At 65.5% G+C, this 16,869-nt stretch carries 14 protein-coding genes; 8 read left to right on the forward strand and 6 right to left on the reverse strand.

Annotated features, from left to right (window positions below; all coding sequences use genetic code 11):
• Window positions 1-171 precede the first annotated feature (171 nt).
• The 6 genes from J4O76_RS14525 to J4O76_RS14550 all read left to right on the forward strand — a co-directional run bounded on the left by J4O76_RS14525 (window position 172) and on the right by J4O76_RS14550 (window position 10,141).
• Window positions 172-2,568 carry a glycogen/starch/alpha-glucan phosphorylase gene (locus tag J4O76_RS14525; protein WP_426282913.1) on the forward strand — a complete coding sequence of 799 codons (2,397 nt, stop codon included), beginning with the start codon at window positions 172-174 and terminating at the stop codon, window positions 2,566-2,568.
• The gene (glgB, locus tag J4O76_RS14530) at window positions 2,565-4,727 is read left to right on the forward strand and encodes a 1,4-alpha-glucan branching protein GlgB (RefSeq protein WP_426282561.1); all 2,163 of its coding nucleotides are present in this window, start codon (window positions 2,565-2,567) and stop codon (window positions 4,725-4,727) included. Before J4O76_RS14525 ends, glgB begins: the two co-directional genes overlap by 4 nt.
• 89 nt (window positions 4,728-4,816) lie before the next feature.
• Entirely contained in the window at window positions 4,817-6,076 is a 1,260-nt protein-coding gene (glgC, locus tag J4O76_RS14535) for a glucose-1-phosphate adenylyltransferase (RefSeq protein WP_404969316.1), read from the forward strand.
• A 148-nt stretch (window positions 6,077-6,224) separates the two neighbouring features.
• Window positions 6,225-7,670: a glycogen synthase GlgA gene (gene glgA / locus J4O76_RS14540; RefSeq protein ID WP_426282562.1), complete on the forward strand. Its 1,446-nt coding sequence runs from the start codon at window positions 6,225-6,227 to the stop codon at window positions 7,668-7,670.
• Window positions 7,667-9,286 (forward strand): alpha-D-glucose phosphate-specific phosphoglucomutase, encoded by a 1,620-nt coding sequence (locus J4O76_RS14545; protein WP_426282563.1) that lies wholly within the window; start codon window positions 7,667-7,669, stop codon window positions 9,284-9,286. Before glgA ends, J4O76_RS14545 begins: the two co-directional genes overlap by 4 nt.
• 21 nt (window positions 9,287-9,307) lie before the next feature.
• Window positions 9,308-10,141 (forward strand): HpcH/HpaI aldolase/citrate lyase family protein, encoded by an 834-nt coding sequence (locus J4O76_RS14550; RefSeq protein ID WP_426282914.1) that lies wholly within the window; start codon window positions 9,308-9,310, stop codon window positions 10,139-10,141.
• Window positions 10,142-10,282: 141 nt separating this feature from the next.
• Here J4O76_RS14550 and J4O76_RS14555 read toward each other — a convergent pair whose 3' ends face one another.
• The 5 genes from J4O76_RS14555 to J4O76_RS14575 all read right to left on the reverse strand — a co-directional run bounded on the left by J4O76_RS14555 (window position 10,283) and on the right by J4O76_RS14575 (window position 14,229).
• A complete protein-coding gene (locus J4O76_RS14555; protein WP_426282564.1) occupies window positions 10,283-10,576 on the reverse strand; it encodes a plasmid stabilization protein in 294 nt (97 codons plus the stop codon).
• A 65-nt stretch (window positions 10,577-10,641) separates the two neighbouring features.
• The gene (locus J4O76_RS14560; RefSeq protein WP_056061054.1) at window positions 10,642-11,223 is read right to left on the reverse strand and encodes an ABC-type transport auxiliary lipoprotein family protein; all 582 of its coding nucleotides are present in this window, start codon (window positions 11,221-11,223) and stop codon (window positions 10,642-10,644) included.
• 8 nt (window positions 11,224-11,231) lie between these two features.
• A complete protein-coding gene (locus J4O76_RS14565) occupies window positions 11,232-12,197 on the reverse strand; it encodes an MlaD family protein (protein ID WP_056484780.1) in 966 nt (321 codons plus the stop codon).
• Window positions 12,197-13,120, reverse strand: a complete 924-nt coding sequence (locus tag J4O76_RS14570) for an ABC transporter ATP-binding protein (RefSeq protein ID WP_426282565.1) — start codon at window positions 13,118-13,120, stop codon at window positions 12,197-12,199. The genes J4O76_RS14565 and J4O76_RS14570 overlap by 1 nt, the downstream gene beginning before the upstream one ends.
• Window positions 13,120-14,229 carry an ABC transporter permease gene (locus J4O76_RS14575; RefSeq protein WP_056061063.1) on the reverse strand — a complete coding sequence of 370 codons (1,110 nt, stop codon included), beginning with the start codon at window positions 14,227-14,229 and terminating at the stop codon, window positions 13,120-13,122. Before J4O76_RS14575 ends, J4O76_RS14570 begins: the two co-directional genes overlap by 1 nt.
• Window positions 14,230-14,291: 62 nt before the next feature.
• Here J4O76_RS14575 and J4O76_RS14580 point away from each other — a divergent pair, with 62 nt between their 5' ends.
• Together J4O76_RS14580 and J4O76_RS14585 are read left to right on the forward strand one after the other, a co-directional pair.
• Window positions 14,292-14,996: an HAD family hydrolase gene (locus J4O76_RS14580; RefSeq protein ID WP_426282566.1), complete on the forward strand. Its 705-nt coding sequence runs from the start codon at window positions 14,292-14,294 to the stop codon at window positions 14,994-14,996.
• A 374-nt stretch (window positions 14,997-15,370) separates the two neighbouring features.
• Window positions 15,371-15,790 (forward strand): hypothetical protein, encoded by a 420-nt coding sequence (locus J4O76_RS14585; protein ID WP_426282567.1) that lies wholly within the window; start codon window positions 15,371-15,373, stop codon window positions 15,788-15,790.
• 179 nt (window positions 15,791-15,969) lie between these two features.
• Here J4O76_RS14585 and J4O76_RS14590 read toward each other — a convergent pair whose 3' ends face one another.
• Window positions 15,970-16,422, reverse strand: a complete 453-nt coding sequence (locus J4O76_RS14590; RefSeq protein ID WP_426282568.1) for a DUF6869 domain-containing protein — start codon at window positions 16,420-16,422, stop codon at window positions 15,970-15,972.
• Between the last annotated feature and the right edge of the window lie 447 nt (window positions 16,423-16,869).

The following is a 16,869-nucleotide window of genomic DNA, read 5'->3' on the forward strand; positions in this document are numbered from 1 at the left end:
TGATGGATCATCCAAAATTCAAAGCATTGATCGACAAGCTTCTTTTCCGTCACGGGAAGGAAGTCCGCGTGACATCGGCTCGCGGGAGGCTAGGATCGCCGCGACCGTAACGATTTCGGAAACCGCGTGACCTCAGATCCTGCCGTACAGCCGCCCGTTCAAGCACCCGTCATCCAGGATCTGGCCGACTCGATCCTCGACACGCTGGTCCACCGCATCGGCAAGGATGCGCAGGCCGCCCGCCCCCACGACTGGCTCGCCGCGACGATCCTCACCGTCCGCAACGACATCGTCGAACGCTGGATGGCCTCGACCAAGGCGGCACACGCGGCCGGCGCCAAGCGCGTCTATTATCTCAGCCTCGAATTCCTCATCGGCCGGCTGCTACGCGACGCGGTGACCAACCTCCAGCGCAACGACGAGGTCACGCAGGCGCTGAAGCTCCACGGCGTCGACCTCGCCGAACTAGAGGAGATCGAGCCCGACGCGGCGCTCGGCAACGGTGGACTGGGCCGGCTCGCCGCCTGTTTCATGGAAAGCATGGCGAGCCTCGCGCTGCCCGCCTATGGCTACGGCATCCGCTATGTGAACGGCATGTTCCGCCAGCGGATCGACGATGGCTGGCAGGTCGAGATGCCGGAGAACTGGCTCGCACACGGCAACCCCTGGGAGTTCGAGCGCCGCGAGAGCGCGTACTTTGTCGGCTTCGGCGGCGAAGTCACGGCATCTGACAGCGGCCAGATCCACTGGAGCCCGTCCGAGGCGGTCGAGGCCACCGCAGTCGACACTCCCGTCGTCGGCTGGCGCGGCAAGCACGTCAACACGCTCCGCCTCTGGACCGCCAGCGCGTTCGATCCGATCAAGCTCGACCGGTTCAACGCTGGCGATTTCTCGGGTGCGCTTGCCGATCAGACGCGCGCCGAGACACTCACCCGCGTCCTCTACCCCAACGACTCCACCGCCGCCGGCCAGGAACTCCGGTTGCGGCAGGAGTATTTCTTCTCGTCCGCATCGATCCAGGACATCGTCCGCCGCCACATCCAGTATTTCGGCGACATCCGTACGCTCCCCGACAAGGCCGCGATCCAGCTCAACGACACGCACCCCGCAGTGTCCGTCGCAGAGCTCATGCGGCTGCTGATCGACCACCACGAATTCGCGTTCGACGAGGCGTGGAAGATCACGCGCGCGACCTTCGGCTATACCAACCACACTTTGTTGCCCGAGGCGCTGGAAAGCTGGCCGCTGCCGCTGTTCGAACGCTTGCTGCCGCGGCACATGCAGATCGTCTACGCGATCAACGCCAAGCTGCTGCGCGAGGCGCGCGGCACCGAGGGGATCGACGACCGCGCGATCTCGGCGATCAGCCTGATCGACGAAGGCGGCGAGCGGCGCGTGCGGATGGCGAACCTTGCCTTTGCCGGGTCGCACAGCGTCAACGGCGTCGCCGCGCTGCACACGCAACTGATGAAGAAGACGGTCTTCGCCGATCTCCACAAGCTCTACCCGACACGGATCAACAACAAGACGAACGGCATCACGCCGCGCCGCTGGCTCCAGCAGTGCAATCCCGGCCTGACCGCGCTGATCCGCGACGCGATCGGCGACGGCTTCCTCGACGATGCCGAAAAGCTCGTCGATCTGGATGTTTTCGCGGACGACTCCGGTTTCAGGGAGCGCTTTTCGAGCGTGAAGCGTTCGAACAAGGTGGCACTGGCAAATCACATCAAGGAGACGATGGGGCTCCGCGTCGACCCGGACGCGATGTTCGACGTCCAGATCAAGCGCATCCACGAGTATAAGCGCCAGCTGCTCAACATCATCGAGACGGTCGCGCTCTACGACCAGATCCGCAGCCATCCCGAACGTGACTGGACCCCGAGGGTCAAGCTGTTCGCGGGCAAGGCGGCGTCGAGCTATCACAACGCAAAACTCGTCATCAAACTCGCGAACGACGTCGCGCGCCGGATCAACGCGGACCCTTCCGTCGGTGGCCTGCTAAAGGTCGCGTTCCTGCCCAATTACAACGTGTCGCTGGCGGAGAAGATCATCCCCGCCGCCGACCTCAGCGAACAGATCTCGACCGCCGGCCTTGAGGCATCGGGCACCGGCAACATGAAGTTCGCGATGAACGGCGCGCTGACGATCGGCACGCTCGACGGTGCCAATATCGAGATCAAGGACCGCGTCGGCGACGACAACATCTTCATCTTCGGCATGACCGCGGACGAGGTCGAGGCGAAGCGCGCGAACGGCTATGATCCGCGCAGCGTCATCGACGGCTCGAACGAACTCCGCCAGGCGGTATCCGCGATCGCGTCCGGCGTGTTCTCGCCCGACGACAAGACGCGCTACGCCGGCTTGATGGGTGGGCTGTACGAGGGCGACTGGTTCATGCTCGCCGCCGATTTCGACAGCTACGCCACCGCCCAGCGTGCGGTCGACACGCGCTGGAACGACCGCGATGCGTGGGTCGCCTCGACCGTCCGCAACGTCGCGCGCGTCGGCTGGTTCTCGTCCGACCGCACTATCCGCGAATATGCGCGCGAGATCTGGACGGTGATGTGAAGCCACCCGAAGGCGCCATCGTTGCCCTGCTGGAAGGGCGTCACGACGATCCGTTCTCGCTGCTCGGCGTTCACAGCGGCCCGTCCGGCGTGTTCGCACGCGTCTGGCTGCCGGGCGCGGATACGGCGGAGGCGCACGCACTCGACGGCACCGCGCTCGGCACCCTTCCCCGCATCGACGATCGCGGCCTGTTCGAGGGTCCGATCGACGGCACGCAACAGCCGGTGAAATACCACGCCGAGGCGGGCGACACCTCGTGGTGGGTCACCGACCCCTACAGCTTCGGCCCCGTGCTCGGCCCGATCGACGACCTGCTCATGGCGGAGGGCACGCACCGCCGCCTCCACGACAAGATGGGCGCGCACCTGATCGAGCACGAAGGCGCACACGGCGTCCACTTCGCGCTCTGGGCTCCCAATGCGCAGCGCGTGTCGGTGGTCGGCGACTTCAACGACTGGGACGGCCGCCGCCACGCGATGCGCAAGCGCGGCGACGTCGGCGTGTGGGAGATCTTCATCCCCGACATCGCCGAATACCGCGCGTACAAGTTCGAGATCGTCGGCCCCGACGGCCAGTTGCAGCCGCTCAAGGCCGACCCGTTCGCGTTCGCGTCCGAACTCCGCCCCGCAAACGCCTCGATCACGCGAAAACTCGCGCACGATTGGGCCGACACCGATCACCGGAAACACTGGTCGGCGGTCGATCCGCGCCGCGTGCCGATCAGCATCTATGAAGTGCATGCCGGATCGTGGGACCGCGACGCCGATGGCTGGTTCCTCACCTGGGACGCGCTCGCCGACCGTTTGATCCCGTACGTGGTCGAGATGGGCTTCACGCACATCGAATTCCTGCCGATCAGCGAACACCCCTACGACCCGAGCTGGGGCTACCAGACCACCGGTCTCTACGCGCCGTCCGCGCGCTTCGGCGACGTCGATGGCTTCGCGCGGTTCGTCGATGGCGCACATCTGGCGGGGATCGGCGTGCTGCTCGACTGGGTCCCCGCGCATTTCCCGACCGACGCGTTCGGCCTTGCCAAGTTCGACGGCACCGCGCTGTACGAACACGAGGATCCGCGGCTCGGCTTCCATCCCGACTGGAACACCGCGATCTACAATTTCGGCCGGCGCGAAGTGACGTCATTCCTCGTCAACAACGCGCTGTTCTGGGCCGAGCGCTATCATATCGACGGCCTGCGCGTGGATGCGGTAGCATCGATGCTGTACCGCGATTATTCGCGCAAGGCCGGCGAATGGATCCCCAACGAAGACGGTGGCCGCGAGAACTGGGAAGCCGTCGCGTTCCTCCGCGACATGAACCGCGAGATCTACGGCCAGCACCCCGGCGTCTTCACGATCGCAGAGGAATCGACATCGTGGCCTGGCGTCTCCGCACCCGTCAGCGACGATGGCAAGAGCGGTGGACTCGGGTTCGGGTTCAAGTGGAACATGGGCTTCATGCACGACACGCTCCAGTACATGGCGCGCGATCCCCTGCACCGGAAGCACCATCACGGCGAGATCAATTTCGGGCTGGTGTACGCTTTCAGCGAGAATTTCGTCCTGCCCTTGAGCCATGACGAGGTCGTCCACGGCAAGGGCTCGCTGCTGACCAAGATGCCCGGCGACGACTGGCAGCAATTCGCCAATCTGCGCGCCTATTACGCGTTCATGTGGGGCTATCCGGGCAAGAAACTGCTCTTCATGGGCCAGGAGTTCGCGCAGCGTCGCGAATGGTCGGAAGCGCGCGCGCTCGACTGGGACCTGCGCAACGCGCGCAGCCACGAAGGCATCCGCAACCTGGTCCGCGACCTCAACACTGTCTACCGCGAGAAGCCGGCGTTGCACGCCCGCGACTGCGAGGCGGAAGGCTTCGAATGGCTGGTCGCCGACGACGCCGCCAATTCGGTGTTCGCGTGGTTGCGCAAGGCCCCCGGCGCGAAGCCGGTCGCGATCGTCGCCAACATGACGCCGATCGCCCGCGCGCCCTACCGCGTGCCGCTGCCGCACGACGGCCGCTGGTGCGAGATCATCAACAGCGACGCGCACGATTATTGGGGCAGCGGCCTCGGCAATCTCGGTGGCGTTGTCGCGAAGGACGGCGCGGCTTGGGTCACGCTGCCCCCGCTCGCGACGATCATGCTCGAATACGAAGGCTGATCGAGTTCGAAGACCGATCCGGCGCAACGACGGAACAAGCCCGGGGTAACAGGGCGTTATACAACCGAATTTAGGGAGAGACTGACATGGTGGAACGGCGGGGACAGCCATTGGCGCGCGACGCGATGGCGTATGTGCTGGCCGGCGGCCGCGGCAGTCGCCTGATGGAGCTGACCGATACGCGCGCGAAACCCGCGGTGTATTTCGGCGGCAAGGCGCGGATCATCGATTTCGCACTGTCCAACGCGATCAACTCGGGCATCCGCCGGATCGGCGTCGCGACGCAGTACAAGGCGCATTCGCTGATCCGCCATCTCCAGAGCGGCTGGAATTTCCTGCGCTCGGAACGCAACGAAAGCTTCGATATCCTGCCCGCGTCGCAGCGGATCAGCGAGTTCCAATGGTACGAGGGCACCGCCGATGCCGTGTACCAGAACATCGACATCATCGAGAGCCACGCGCCCGAATACATGGTCATCCTGGCCGGCGACCACATCTACAAGATGGATTACGAGCTGATCCTGCAACAGCATTGCGAGACCGGCGCGGACGTCACCATCGCCTGCCTCGAAGTGCCGCGGATGGAGGCGGTCGGCTTCGGCGTGATGGCCGTTGACGAGCACGACAACGTCACCGCGTTCGTTGAGAAACCCGCCGATCCGCCCGCAATCCCCGGCAACCCGGACATCGCGCTGGCATCGATGGGGATCTACGTCTTCCACACCAAATTGCTGTTCGACGAACTGCGTCGCGATGCAGAGACGCCCGGTTCTTCGCGCGATTTCGGCAAGGATATCATCCCGTACCTCGTCAAGCACGGCAAGGCAGTCGCGCACCGCTTCTCCGACAGCTGCGTCCGCTCGGGCAGCGAAGTCGATGCCTATTGGCGCGACGTCGGCACGGTCGACGCCTATTGGGAGGCGAACATCGACCTCACCGACGTGGTTCCCAAGCTCGACCTCTACGACCGCAGTTGGCCGCTCTGGACCTATTCGGAGGTCACGCCACCCGCGAAGTTCGTCCACGCCGACGACGGCCGCCGCGGCGAGGCGGTGTCGAGCCTCGTCTCGGGCGATTGCATCATCTCGGGCTCCTCGATCCACCGGAGCCTGATCTTCACCGGCACGCGAGCGCACAGCTACTCGATGCTCGACCAGGCCGTGATCCTCCCGCACTGCGTGATCGGCCGCGGCGCGCGCTTGTCGAAGGTGGTGGTCGATCGCGGCGTCGAAATCCCCGACGGCCTGATCGTAGGCGAGGACGCAGAATCCGACGCCCAACGCTTCCGCCGCACCGACAACGGCGTGGTGCTGGTAACCAAATCCATGATCGACCGGCTCACCGCGTGATGGCAAACGCAAATCCTCCCCGGCACGGGGAGGGGGACCATGCATCGCATGGTGGAGGGGGGCTTCCACAAGCGGTACGATGGCGGCGAGCCCCCTCCACCATTCGTCAGTGGCGAACGGTCCCCCTCCCCGTGCCGGGGAGGATTTGATGCGCGTCCTCTCCGTTGCCTCGGAAGCCTACCCCCTCATAAAAACCGGCGGTCTCGCAGACGTCGTCGGCGCGCTTCCGGCCGCGCTCGCGCCGCATGACGTCGCGCTCACGACCTTCCTCCCCGGCTACCCAGCCCTCGCCGCCGTCACCAAGCGCGCGAAAGTCGTCCACCGCTACACCGACCTGCTCGGCACCGAAGCCCGCATCCTCAAGACGAACATCGGCGACCACCCGCTGCTGGTCCTCGACGCCCCCGCGCTGTTCGCCCGAGGTGGCGGCCCGTACGGCGACGCGACCGGCGCGGACTGGTCCGACAACTGGCGTCGCTTCGCCGCGTTCAGTCGCGCCGCCGCCGACCTCGCCTCAGGCATGGTCCCCGGCTACGCGTTCGACATCCTCCACGCGCACGACTGGCAGGCGGCGATGGCCCCCGCCTACCTCCGCTACGCACCCGGCCCCGGCGCCCCCGCCAAGACGGTCGTCACGATCCACAACATCGCGTTCCAGGGGCGCTACGGCCACGACATCTTCGCCGACCTCGCACTCCCCGACGCAGCCTTCGCGCTCGACGGCATCGAATATTACGGCGGCGTCGGCTTCCTCAAGGCTGGTCTCGAAGCCGCCGATGCGATCACCACCGTCAGCCCGACCTACGCCGCCGAAATCCGCCGCGGCGAGTTCGGCATGGGCCTCGAAGGCCTGATCAACGACCGCGCCGGCCGCGTCACCGGGATCGTCAACGGCATCGATCCCGCCGTCTGGAACCCGGAGACCGACGCGTCGCTCCCCGCTCGCTACACGGCGCGCACGCTCGCCCGCCGCCGCACCAACAAGCGCGCGATCGAAACCCTGTTCGACCTGGACACCGGCGACGGCCCGATCTTCACCGTCATCAGCCGCCTCACCTGGCAGAAGGGCATGGACGTCCTCGCCGGCGCGCTCGACGAACTCGTCGCACTCGGCGGCCGTCTCGCGCTGCTCGGCTCGGGCGACACAGCCCTGGAACTCGCCTTTCTAGCCGCCGCCGAGCGTCACCCCGGCCGCATCGGCGTCCGCATCGGCTATGACGAGCCCGTCTCGCACCTGCTCCAAGGCGGTGCCGACGCGATCCTGATCCCGTCGCGGTTCGAACCCTGCGGCCTGACGCAACTCTACGGCCTCGCCTACGGCTGCATCCCCGTCGTCGCGCGCACCGGGGGCCTCGCCGACACCGTGATCGACGCCAACGAAGCCGCGATCGCCGCTGGCGTCGCCACCGGCTTCCAGCACGACGGCGTCACGCCGGAAGCGCTCAGTCACGCGCTACGTCGAACGATGGCCCTCTATGCACGCCCCGATCGCTGGTCCATGTTGCAGCGCAACGCAATGCGCGCGGACTTCTCGTGGGACGAGAGCGGCCGCCGCTACGCAGACCTTTACGCAAGCCTGACGGGGACCGCATGATCCGCACCGTATCGACCACGCCTTATACCGATCAGAAGCCCGGCACGTCGGGCCTGCGCAAGAAGGTAAAGGTCTTCCAGCAGCCGAACTACGCCGAGAATTTCGTCCAGAGCGTGTTCGACGTGGTGGCGGACAAGGCCGGCGCGACGCTGGTGATCGGCGGCGATGGCCGCTTCCTCAACCGCGAAGTCATCCAGGTCGCGATCCGCATGGCGGCGGCGAACGGCTTCGGGCGCGTGATCGTCGGCCGTGGCGGCATCCTGTCGACCCCCGCCGCGAGCCACATGATCCGCAAGCGTGGCGCGATCGGTGGCCTCGTCCTCTCGGCAAGCCACAACCCCGGCGGCCCCGACGAGGACTTCGGGATCAAGTACAACATTGCCAATGGCGGCCCCGCGCCCGAAGGCGTGACCGACGCGATCAATGCGCGGACGCTCGAGATCGACCGCTGGCTGACCGTCGACGCCGACGACATCGACCTCGACACCGACGGCGAGATCATGGTCGGCGATATGCCCGTCGAGGTCGTCGACCCGGTCGAGGATTACGCCGCGCTCATGGAAACGCTGTTCGACTTCGACGCGATCCGCGCCGCAAAGCTGACGATGGCGTTTGACGCGATGAGCGCGGTCACCGGGCCGTACGCCACCGAGATCCTCGAACGCCGCCTAGGCTTCGCGCCCGGCACCGTCCGCAACGGCGAGCCCCTGCCCGACTTCGGCGGCCACCACCCCGACCCCAACCTCGTCCACGCGCATGAATTATACGAGACGATGATGGCGCCCGACGCGCCCGATTTCGGCGCAGCGTCGGACGGCGACGGCGACCGCAACCTGATCATCGGCAAGCACCGCTTCGTCACCCCTTCGGACAGCCTCGCGATGCTGGCGGCCAACGCGCACCTCGCGCCCGGTTATGCAGGCGGTCTCAAGGGCATCGCCCGCTCGATGCCGACCAGCGCCGCCGCCGACCGCGTGGCGGAAGCGCTCGGCATCCCCGCCTACGAGACCCCGACCGGCTGGAAATTCTTCGGCAATCTGCTCGACGCGGGCATGGCGACGATCTGCGGCGAGGAAAGCGCCGGCACTGGCTCCGATCACGTCCGCGAGAAGGACGGCCTGTGGGCGGTCCTGTTGTGGCTCAACATTCTCGCGTTGCGCGGTGAAAGCGTCGACACGATCGCCCGCGATCACTGGGCGAAGTTCGGCCGCAACTATTACGCTCGCCACGATTACGAAGGCGTCGAGACCCCGCGCGCCGACGCGTTGATGGCCGCCCTGCGCGCGAGCCTCGCCACCCTCCCCGGCCAGCAGTTCGGCGACCTCACCGTCGAGACCGCGGACGAGTTCGCCTATACCGACCCGACCGACGGCTCGATCAGCCGCAACCAGGGCGTCCGCATCCTGTTCGAAGGCGGCAGCCGCGTCGTGTTCCGCCTGTCGGGTACGGGCACCACCGGCGCGACCTTGCGCGTGTACCTCGAACGCTACGAGCCCGTCGGCGGTAATCTCGACCGCGATACCGGCGAGATGCTCGCGAGCATCGTTGCCGCGGCGGAGTCGATCGCAGGAATCGCCCAGCACACCGGCCGCACCGCGCCCGACGTCGTCACCTGATCCGGAACGGCCGATAGCATGATGACCAGACGCCGCCGCAGCGCGCTCTACATGCCCGCCTCGAACGCCCGCGCCATCGCCAAGGCACGGACGCTCGATTGCGACGTCGTCATCCTCGACCTGGAAGACGCCGTCGCGCCTGACGAGAAGGCCGCAGCCCGTGACCGAGTGGTCGAGGCGGTCCGCGAAGGCGGCTTCGGCGAGCGCGAACTGGTAGTCAGGGTCAACGGCCTCGACACCCCCTGGCATGCCGACGACATCGCCGCGATCCGCGCGATAGGCTTAGCAGCGGTGCTCGTCCCAAAGGTCTCGTCGGTCGCCGACCTGCTCACGGTCCGCGCATCGCTCGGCGAGGGCGGCCCACCAATCTGGGCAATGATCGAGACCTGCGCCGCGATCCTCGCACTCCCAGCCCTCTCCGCAGCAGCAGCCGAAACGGCCCTCACCGCGCTGATCGTCGGCACCAACGACCTCGCCAAGGAGATGCGCTGCCGACTCGGCGCCGATCGCATGCCGCTGATCCCTGCGCTCACCGCAACGATCATGGCCGCCCGTGCAGCCGGGATCGTGGCGCTAGACGGCGTCTGCAACGCCCTCGACGACCCGCCCCGCTTCGCCGCGGAGTGCGCGCAAGGCGCGACGCTTGGGTTCGACGGCAAGACACTGATCCACCCGTCCCAGATCGATGCGGCCAACGCCGGTTTCGGCCCCAGCGAGGAGGAATTGGCATGGGCCCGCAAAGTCGTGGCGGCGTTCCAGGATCCCGAACATGCTCACAAAGGCGCGATTCGCCTGAATGGCCAGATGGTCGAGCGCCTCCACTTGGCCGAAGCCGAAGCGATGCTAGCGCGTTGAGGCAGACTTCATTCCTCCCCTGCAAGGGGAGGTGGCAGTCCGAAGGACTGACGGAGGGGTAGCCGCGCTATCGAGAGGACGTCACCCCTCCGTCTGGCAAGTGCCAGCCACCTCCCCTTGCAGGGGAGGATCAAAGTCCTGTCAGCCGTTCGCCTTCTTCCGCCGTGTCTCCCAACCCTTCTTCGCAGCCGCAGACTTCGCCGCCGCGCTTCGCCCAGCAGCCTGCTTCCCGCCGTCATGCGAAGACACATGCGTATCGGGCTTGCCGCGACCCGAGCCGGACAGGTTGCCCCCGCCCGAATCCTTGTTCACCGCAGCCCAGGCCCGCGCCTCGGCTTCCTTCTCGGGAACGCCGCGCTCTTCATAGCCGTCCGCGATATGCGCGGCCTTGCGCTTCTGCTTGTCGGTATACGCGCTCTTGTCGCCCTGTGGCATCGTCGCTCTCCTCGTCAGAGAGCGTCAACGCTCGGGTCGACGCCGCGTTCAGAACGAAGGGGCGTTCACCGACCGATCCAGTCCGCCACCTGCGTCGCGACCTGGTTCGCTGCCTGGTTGATCCCGGCCGCTGCCGAAGGTGCGTCGATCGCCGACACCGGCACGCGCGCTTCGAAGCGATGCTTCTCGACCGTCGTCTTGCCGACGCGGGTCAGCGACGCATCGAACGTCACGACCGCCTCGCGCGTCGTCGCGTCGAGCCCGAACGACCGCAGCTCGCCACCGAGCAAGCCGCCCGGATCGCCGACCGACTGCGCCGTCGACAGCACCACCAGCCCGGTGCGCGCCGCAACCGTATCCGACACCAACCGCGAGAACAGCCGCGCCGGGGGCTCGGCCCACTGCGCGTCGGTGACGTATGCGATCGAGGTCGGCGTCGCCTGCACCGGTACGCGCGCGGTCGCCAGCGACTGCGGTACGACCGGGACCTGGATCGTGATCGACTTCGCGGTCGCCGAATCCTGGTTCTGGCCGACCGGCACGGACGATGCACTCGTCAGCGTCAGTAGCGTGGGAGGCGGTTTCGCGCCGAAGCTGATGCACCCGGCAAGTGGCAGCATCGCGATCAGGATGAGCGGTGTCTTCATGGCGTGCCTCACTTACCCTTGTAATCCGGGAGCTTCTGCTGCCCGATCAGCGAACTCGCACCCTGCTGGTCGACCTTCTCGGCGACCGACGACAGCGCTGCGGCGGTCGTGCGGAGGTCGCGGACCAGTCGATTGGCCTCGGGAATCGTCGTCTTCGAGAAGGCCTGCAAGCCTGGTCGTGCATCGCCGATCGCGGCGTTGAGCGTCTCCGCGCTCTGCTGTGCGGAGGTGATCGCCTTGTTCAGGTTCGCCATCGCCGGCTTCACGTCCTCGGACAGCACGCCGTTGGTGGTCTTGGCGAGCACACCGAACTGCTGCGCGGCATCGCCCGCCTGCTGGATCGCAACCCGCGTCTGCGCGAGCGTCGCGGCAATCTCGGGCCCACGATCCGCGAGCGCATCCGTCAGGCGATTGGTGTTCTCCAGGATACCCGCGATCGACGCCTGGTTACGGTCGGTCAGCAAGCCCGTCAGGCGCTCGGTCAGCGTCGACAGACGCTCGAGCAACTGCGGTGCCGAGTTCAGGATCGCGCCCAGGCCACCGAGCTTGGTCGGGATCACCGGCACGCCGTACGGACATTCGGTCGGCGTCTTCGTGTCGGGGCAACCGATCGCCGGCGCACCCTTGCGCGCGCCATCGAGCGAGATCTGGCTGACGCCCGTGAAGCCGACGCCGGAGATCGACGCGGTCGTGCCCTGCAGCACCGGCGTCTCGTCGTTCACGCTGATCCGGACGCGGACGAACTGCGGATCGTTCTTCCACAGCGAGATCGTCTTCACCTGCCCCGACGGCACGCCCGAGAACACCACGGCCGAACCGCGCGCGAGCCCGTCGACCGACTGGCGGAAGAAGATGTCGTATTCCTTCTCTTCCTTGCCGCCGATCCGCGCGATCCACACGGTGAACAGCGCCAGCAGGGCCAGCAGGATCAGCACGACGGCGCCGACTAGGACGTGGTTCGAACGGGTTTCCATCAGCGCGTCCTTGCTTCTTTCTCGGCGTATGTCGCGTCGGCGTCGTCCGGCGCGGACTGCTTGGACTGGACTTCGCCCCTCTTCTCAGGGGTAGGATGTCGGGCTGCTTCTTGGTCGGCGCGCTCGTGCGCCTCCTGCGTCGCGACCGCGGCACGGCCGCGTGGCCCCTTGAAATACTCTTCGATCCACGGATGATCGAGCGCGATCAGCTCGTCGATCGTCCCGACCGCGATGACCTTCTTGTCGGCCAGCACCGCAACCCGGTCGCAGATCGCATACAGCGTATCGAGATCGTGCGTGATCAGGAACACCGTCAGCCCAAGCGTCTTCTGCAACGACTGCGTAAGCCCGTCGAACGCCGCCGCACCGATCGGATCGAGCCCTGCGGTCGGCTCGTCAAGGAACAGCAATTCGGGATCGAGCGCCAGCGCACGGGCAAGACCGGCACGCTTCTTCATGCCACCCGACAGCTCGGCGGGAAACTTGTTCGCGGCATCGGCAGGCAGGCCCGTCATCACGACCTTGTACGACGCGATCTCCGCGAGCAGCGCCGGCGACAGATCCGGATAGAATTCGCGCAACGGCACTTCGACGTTCTCGGCCACGGTCAGCGTCGAGAACAGCGCACCACCCTGGAACAGCACGCCCCATCGCTTGCGGATCTCGGTCGCCTCGGTTTCCTCGCGGCCGATATTGGGCTCGCCGAACACCGTTATCTCACCCGCGACCGGCGTCTGCAGGCCGATGATCGAGCGCATCAGCACCGACTTGCCGGTACCCGATCCGCCGACCACGCCGAGGATCTCGCCGCGCCGCACGTCGAGGTCGAGCCCCTCGTGCACCACCGAATCGCCGAACGCGTTCTTCAGCCCCTTCACGGAGATGATGAAATCGTCTGTCTTGCTGTCCGTCTTGCGGGGCATCAGTCCCAACCCAACCAGGTGAAGAACACCGCGAAGAACGCGTCGAGCACGATCACCAGGAATATCCCCTGGACGACCGCGGAGGTGGTGCGCAGACCGACCTGCTCGGCGTCCGACTCGACCTGCATCCCCTGGAAGCAGCCCGCGATCGCGATGATCGCGCCGAACACCGGTGCCTTGATCAGCGAGATATACAGATCGGTGATCGGCACGACTTCGCGGATACGCGCGATGAACGTCACCGGCGGAATGCCGAGCTGGACCCAGCACAACAGCCCGCCGCCGATGATCGCGATGATCGACGCATAGAAACCGAGCAGCGGCATCATCACGATCGCGGCGAGCACGCGGGGCAGCACCAGCGCCTCCATCGGCGACACGCCGATCGTCCGCATCGCGTCGATCTCTTCGGTGAGCTTCATCGTGCCCAACTGCGCCGCGAACGCCGAACCCGAGCGCCCCGCGACCATGATCGCGGTCATCAGCAGGCCGAGTTCGCGGATCGTCAGGCGGCCGACGAGGTTGATCGTGAACACCTCCGCGCCGAACTGCCGCAGCTGGACCGCGCCCTGTTGCGCGATGACCATGCCGATCAGGAAGCTCATCAGCCCGACGATGCCGAGCGCGGCGACGCCGACGACCTCGAAACGCTGGACCACGGCGTTGAACCGGAAGCGACGCGGGTGGCGGATGACGCTGCCGAACGCGATCGTCGTCGCGCCGAGAAACCCGAGCAGGCCGAGCATCGTCTTGCCCGACAGCACGACCGCGTCGCCGATCTCGCCGACCACGCGGGAGAGCGCACCGACCTTCGCAGGCCGCGCCGCGATCGGCTGGTCGGAGGCGACGACCTGGTCGAACAGCGCCTGGTCGTTCTCGTCGAGCCCGTCGATCGTCGCATCGTTGCGCGCCGCGAACCGGTGGACGACCCACGCGCCGATCGTGTCGATCCGGTCGACGCCGCTCAGGTCGACATGCTTCACCGAAGCCGCGTCGATCGCCTCGAGCCGATCGGGCAGATTGCCGATCTTTGCGAGCGACAGATCGCCGGTAAAGCGAAGCGTGCCGGTATCGGCACCGTCCTGCTGGAAATCGGCCATCGCGCTCATCGGGGGCACCTTTGCGGCAAAGTGACTGGATCGGCAAGATGAATGCGGCGTAAGCGACGACGATGATCGAAATGCCTTCCGCCCCCCCGTCCGTCCGTCTCGCGATCTACGACATGGACAAGACGATCACGCACGCGCCGACCTGGACGCCGTTCCTGCTCCACACCGCGAAGAAAGGCGGCGCACCGTGGCGGCTGGCGCTCATCCCGTTCGCCGGAGTCGCCGCGCTCGGCTATGTCGGCAAGCTGATCAGCCGCGGCCGGCTCAAATACCTGATGCAGCGGATGATGCTCGGCAAGCGCATGACGCCCGCCGAAGAACGCCGGGCGGCCGAAGCCTTTGCCGACCGCGTCATGCGCGACGGCGTCTTCGCCAGCGCCCGCGCGCAGATCGAGGCCGACCGCGCCGCCGGCTACCGGCTGGTCATGGCGACCGCGTCATACCGATTCTACGTCGAGGCAATCGCGCGGCGACTGGACTTCGACGCGGTGATCGGCACCGAGAGCCTGCGCGACCGCGACGGCGTGCTGCTCGCCGGCATCGAAGGCGAGAATTGCTACGGCCCGGCAAAACTGCGGATGATCCAGTCCTGGATGGACCGCGAAGGCATCGCCCGAGACCACGCCCACATCCGCTTCTTTTCCGACCATGTCTCGGACGCCCCGACCTTCGAATGGGCCGACGAACCCTTCGCAGTGAACGCGCACGGGCCTTTGCGGTTGTTGGCGAAGGCTAAAGGCTGGCCGATGCCGGATTGGGAGCGGTAGCTCCATTGGCGACACGAATTCGCGATTAGCAAACTCGGACGGTAACTATCGCCCAATTGCAGACCTTCGCTTACCGCTCTAGGCTGTGCCTATGCGCTGGATAATTGCTTTCGTCCTCGGGGCATTGCTCGCCTTCGCCGTTCAAGCTGCTACCGGGTTTCCCGAGAGTGTGCTGGTCCCTGTTGCCCTTAGTTTTGGATACGGTTTCGCCAGCTTACTTAGTTCCGAACGGCTCCGCCTGTGGTGGAATGGAAATGCCTAACAGCGAACGGCGGCTATCCTTCCCATTTCGGCCATTCCGCTATCGCGCATAAGTGGACGATCCAACGATGTTCGCGCTTGCCCGATAGTTGCCGTTCGTTCAGCCTCTCCTCATGAACAATATAGGCTCACGCGGACGGGTCGCGAAGCGGGTGCTTGCGGCGCACGCTTTTGGTCTTTGCATTACCGGGATCGCCGGCACGATTGGAACAAGCGAAGGCTTCGGCATCGACGGGGCGGGGGTGGGGATGTACCTTGGTGGCCTACTTTCACTTCCGTGGTTGGTGGCCCTAGGCGCTGTGATCTGGTGGCGAGGTCGTCAGCTTGACCGCCATCCCGTCGCCTTCACGATGATCGGCCCTGTGGTGGTCTGCGCATCATGGGGACTTGTGACAGGAGCATTCTTTGAAAAGGCGGTTGTTATCTCGACCGTGGCATCGAGCGTCTTCTATCTCTGCTCAATCGGCGCTGCGTTCGCACTTTCCGGGCTGCGCCGGGTATGGGGCAAAACGAAAGTGCCCCAAAGCCGCTAACGCCCGGTATTATAGAGGCCGCGCTCGAAAGCAGCCGGTCCGCTTTCCTTCCCAACCCAGACATTCCCAAAATCCGGTCGGTTCCGAGAAGCGCATTCCTTTTTGGGAATGGCGGATCGACATAAAACGCCCAGTTGCGGACGCTGAGAGGTGGCATTCGACTGCCTATTAGCCGACATTCAGCCATGTCGAGGTGGTATCCCGGCAGACGGCTCTTCGTGTGGGCCGGTCGATCGGAACTTCTCGATGGCGTCCCAAGCTGTCGCCGCTATTGCGACCTTAAACGGATGGCTAAGCAGCCATCGGAAGCGGGCAGATTTGCGAGCCTCTGCTACGATACGGTGAAGCAACTCGTCAGTGGGATTCTCAAGAATGTCCTCTAACGGACCGCAGCCGAGCCCTGCAAGAAATTTTGGGTTATCTGACCGCGAGGCACCGAGGATCACGTAGGCAAACGCCTTCTCCGGGTCATCATGGTAGCAAAAATTTATCTCTTCGAATGCTTCGGACGGCCATTCGCCGGTGCCGCTCTCGTCATATTGGGCAAGGGCATCAAGATGCCTGCACATCTGGTCAGCCTCCGGTCGGGCGAGCGCTCTGGCCAATTCGTCAAAGTAGGCTTTTTTCCCCATGTTTGATCTTAGCCTGAGGTCGCGCAAAACAAAGGCTGCTTTGCCGCGATCAACACCGAAAGCCGCCCGTCCGCTTTCCTGCCCAAAACAGCCCTAATTCGCCCTGAGGTCTTTGCCGCATTTCGAGCAGCACCGGCGCGGCCACGGATGGCTAATTCCGACGAAGCCAAGCCGCGTTGTGAACGGAGATGTGCCGCACTCAGGACAGCGAAAAAGCCATAGGAAGGCCGCGCCGTGAGCTAGCCACAACGCCATTCCCGGCAGGGCTCCAATGAGACCCAAGCGGGTGAACGGCCAGAATAACCAAAGCGGCGAAGTAACGAACACGAGCATCGTCCACCCCGTGAACAGCCATGCTTTGCGGTAGAGCGTCATAAGCGCACCGTAGGTGATAGGAGGTTGCCCACCAATGGCTACTTTCCCTCAATTCTCGCCAAAAGCAGCCCG

This window comes from Sphingomonas sp. NFX23 (genome assembly GCF_049887795.1).
In the GTDB taxonomy this organism is placed as follows: Bacteria; Pseudomonadota; Alphaproteobacteria; order Sphingomonadales; family Sphingomonadaceae; genus Sphingomonas.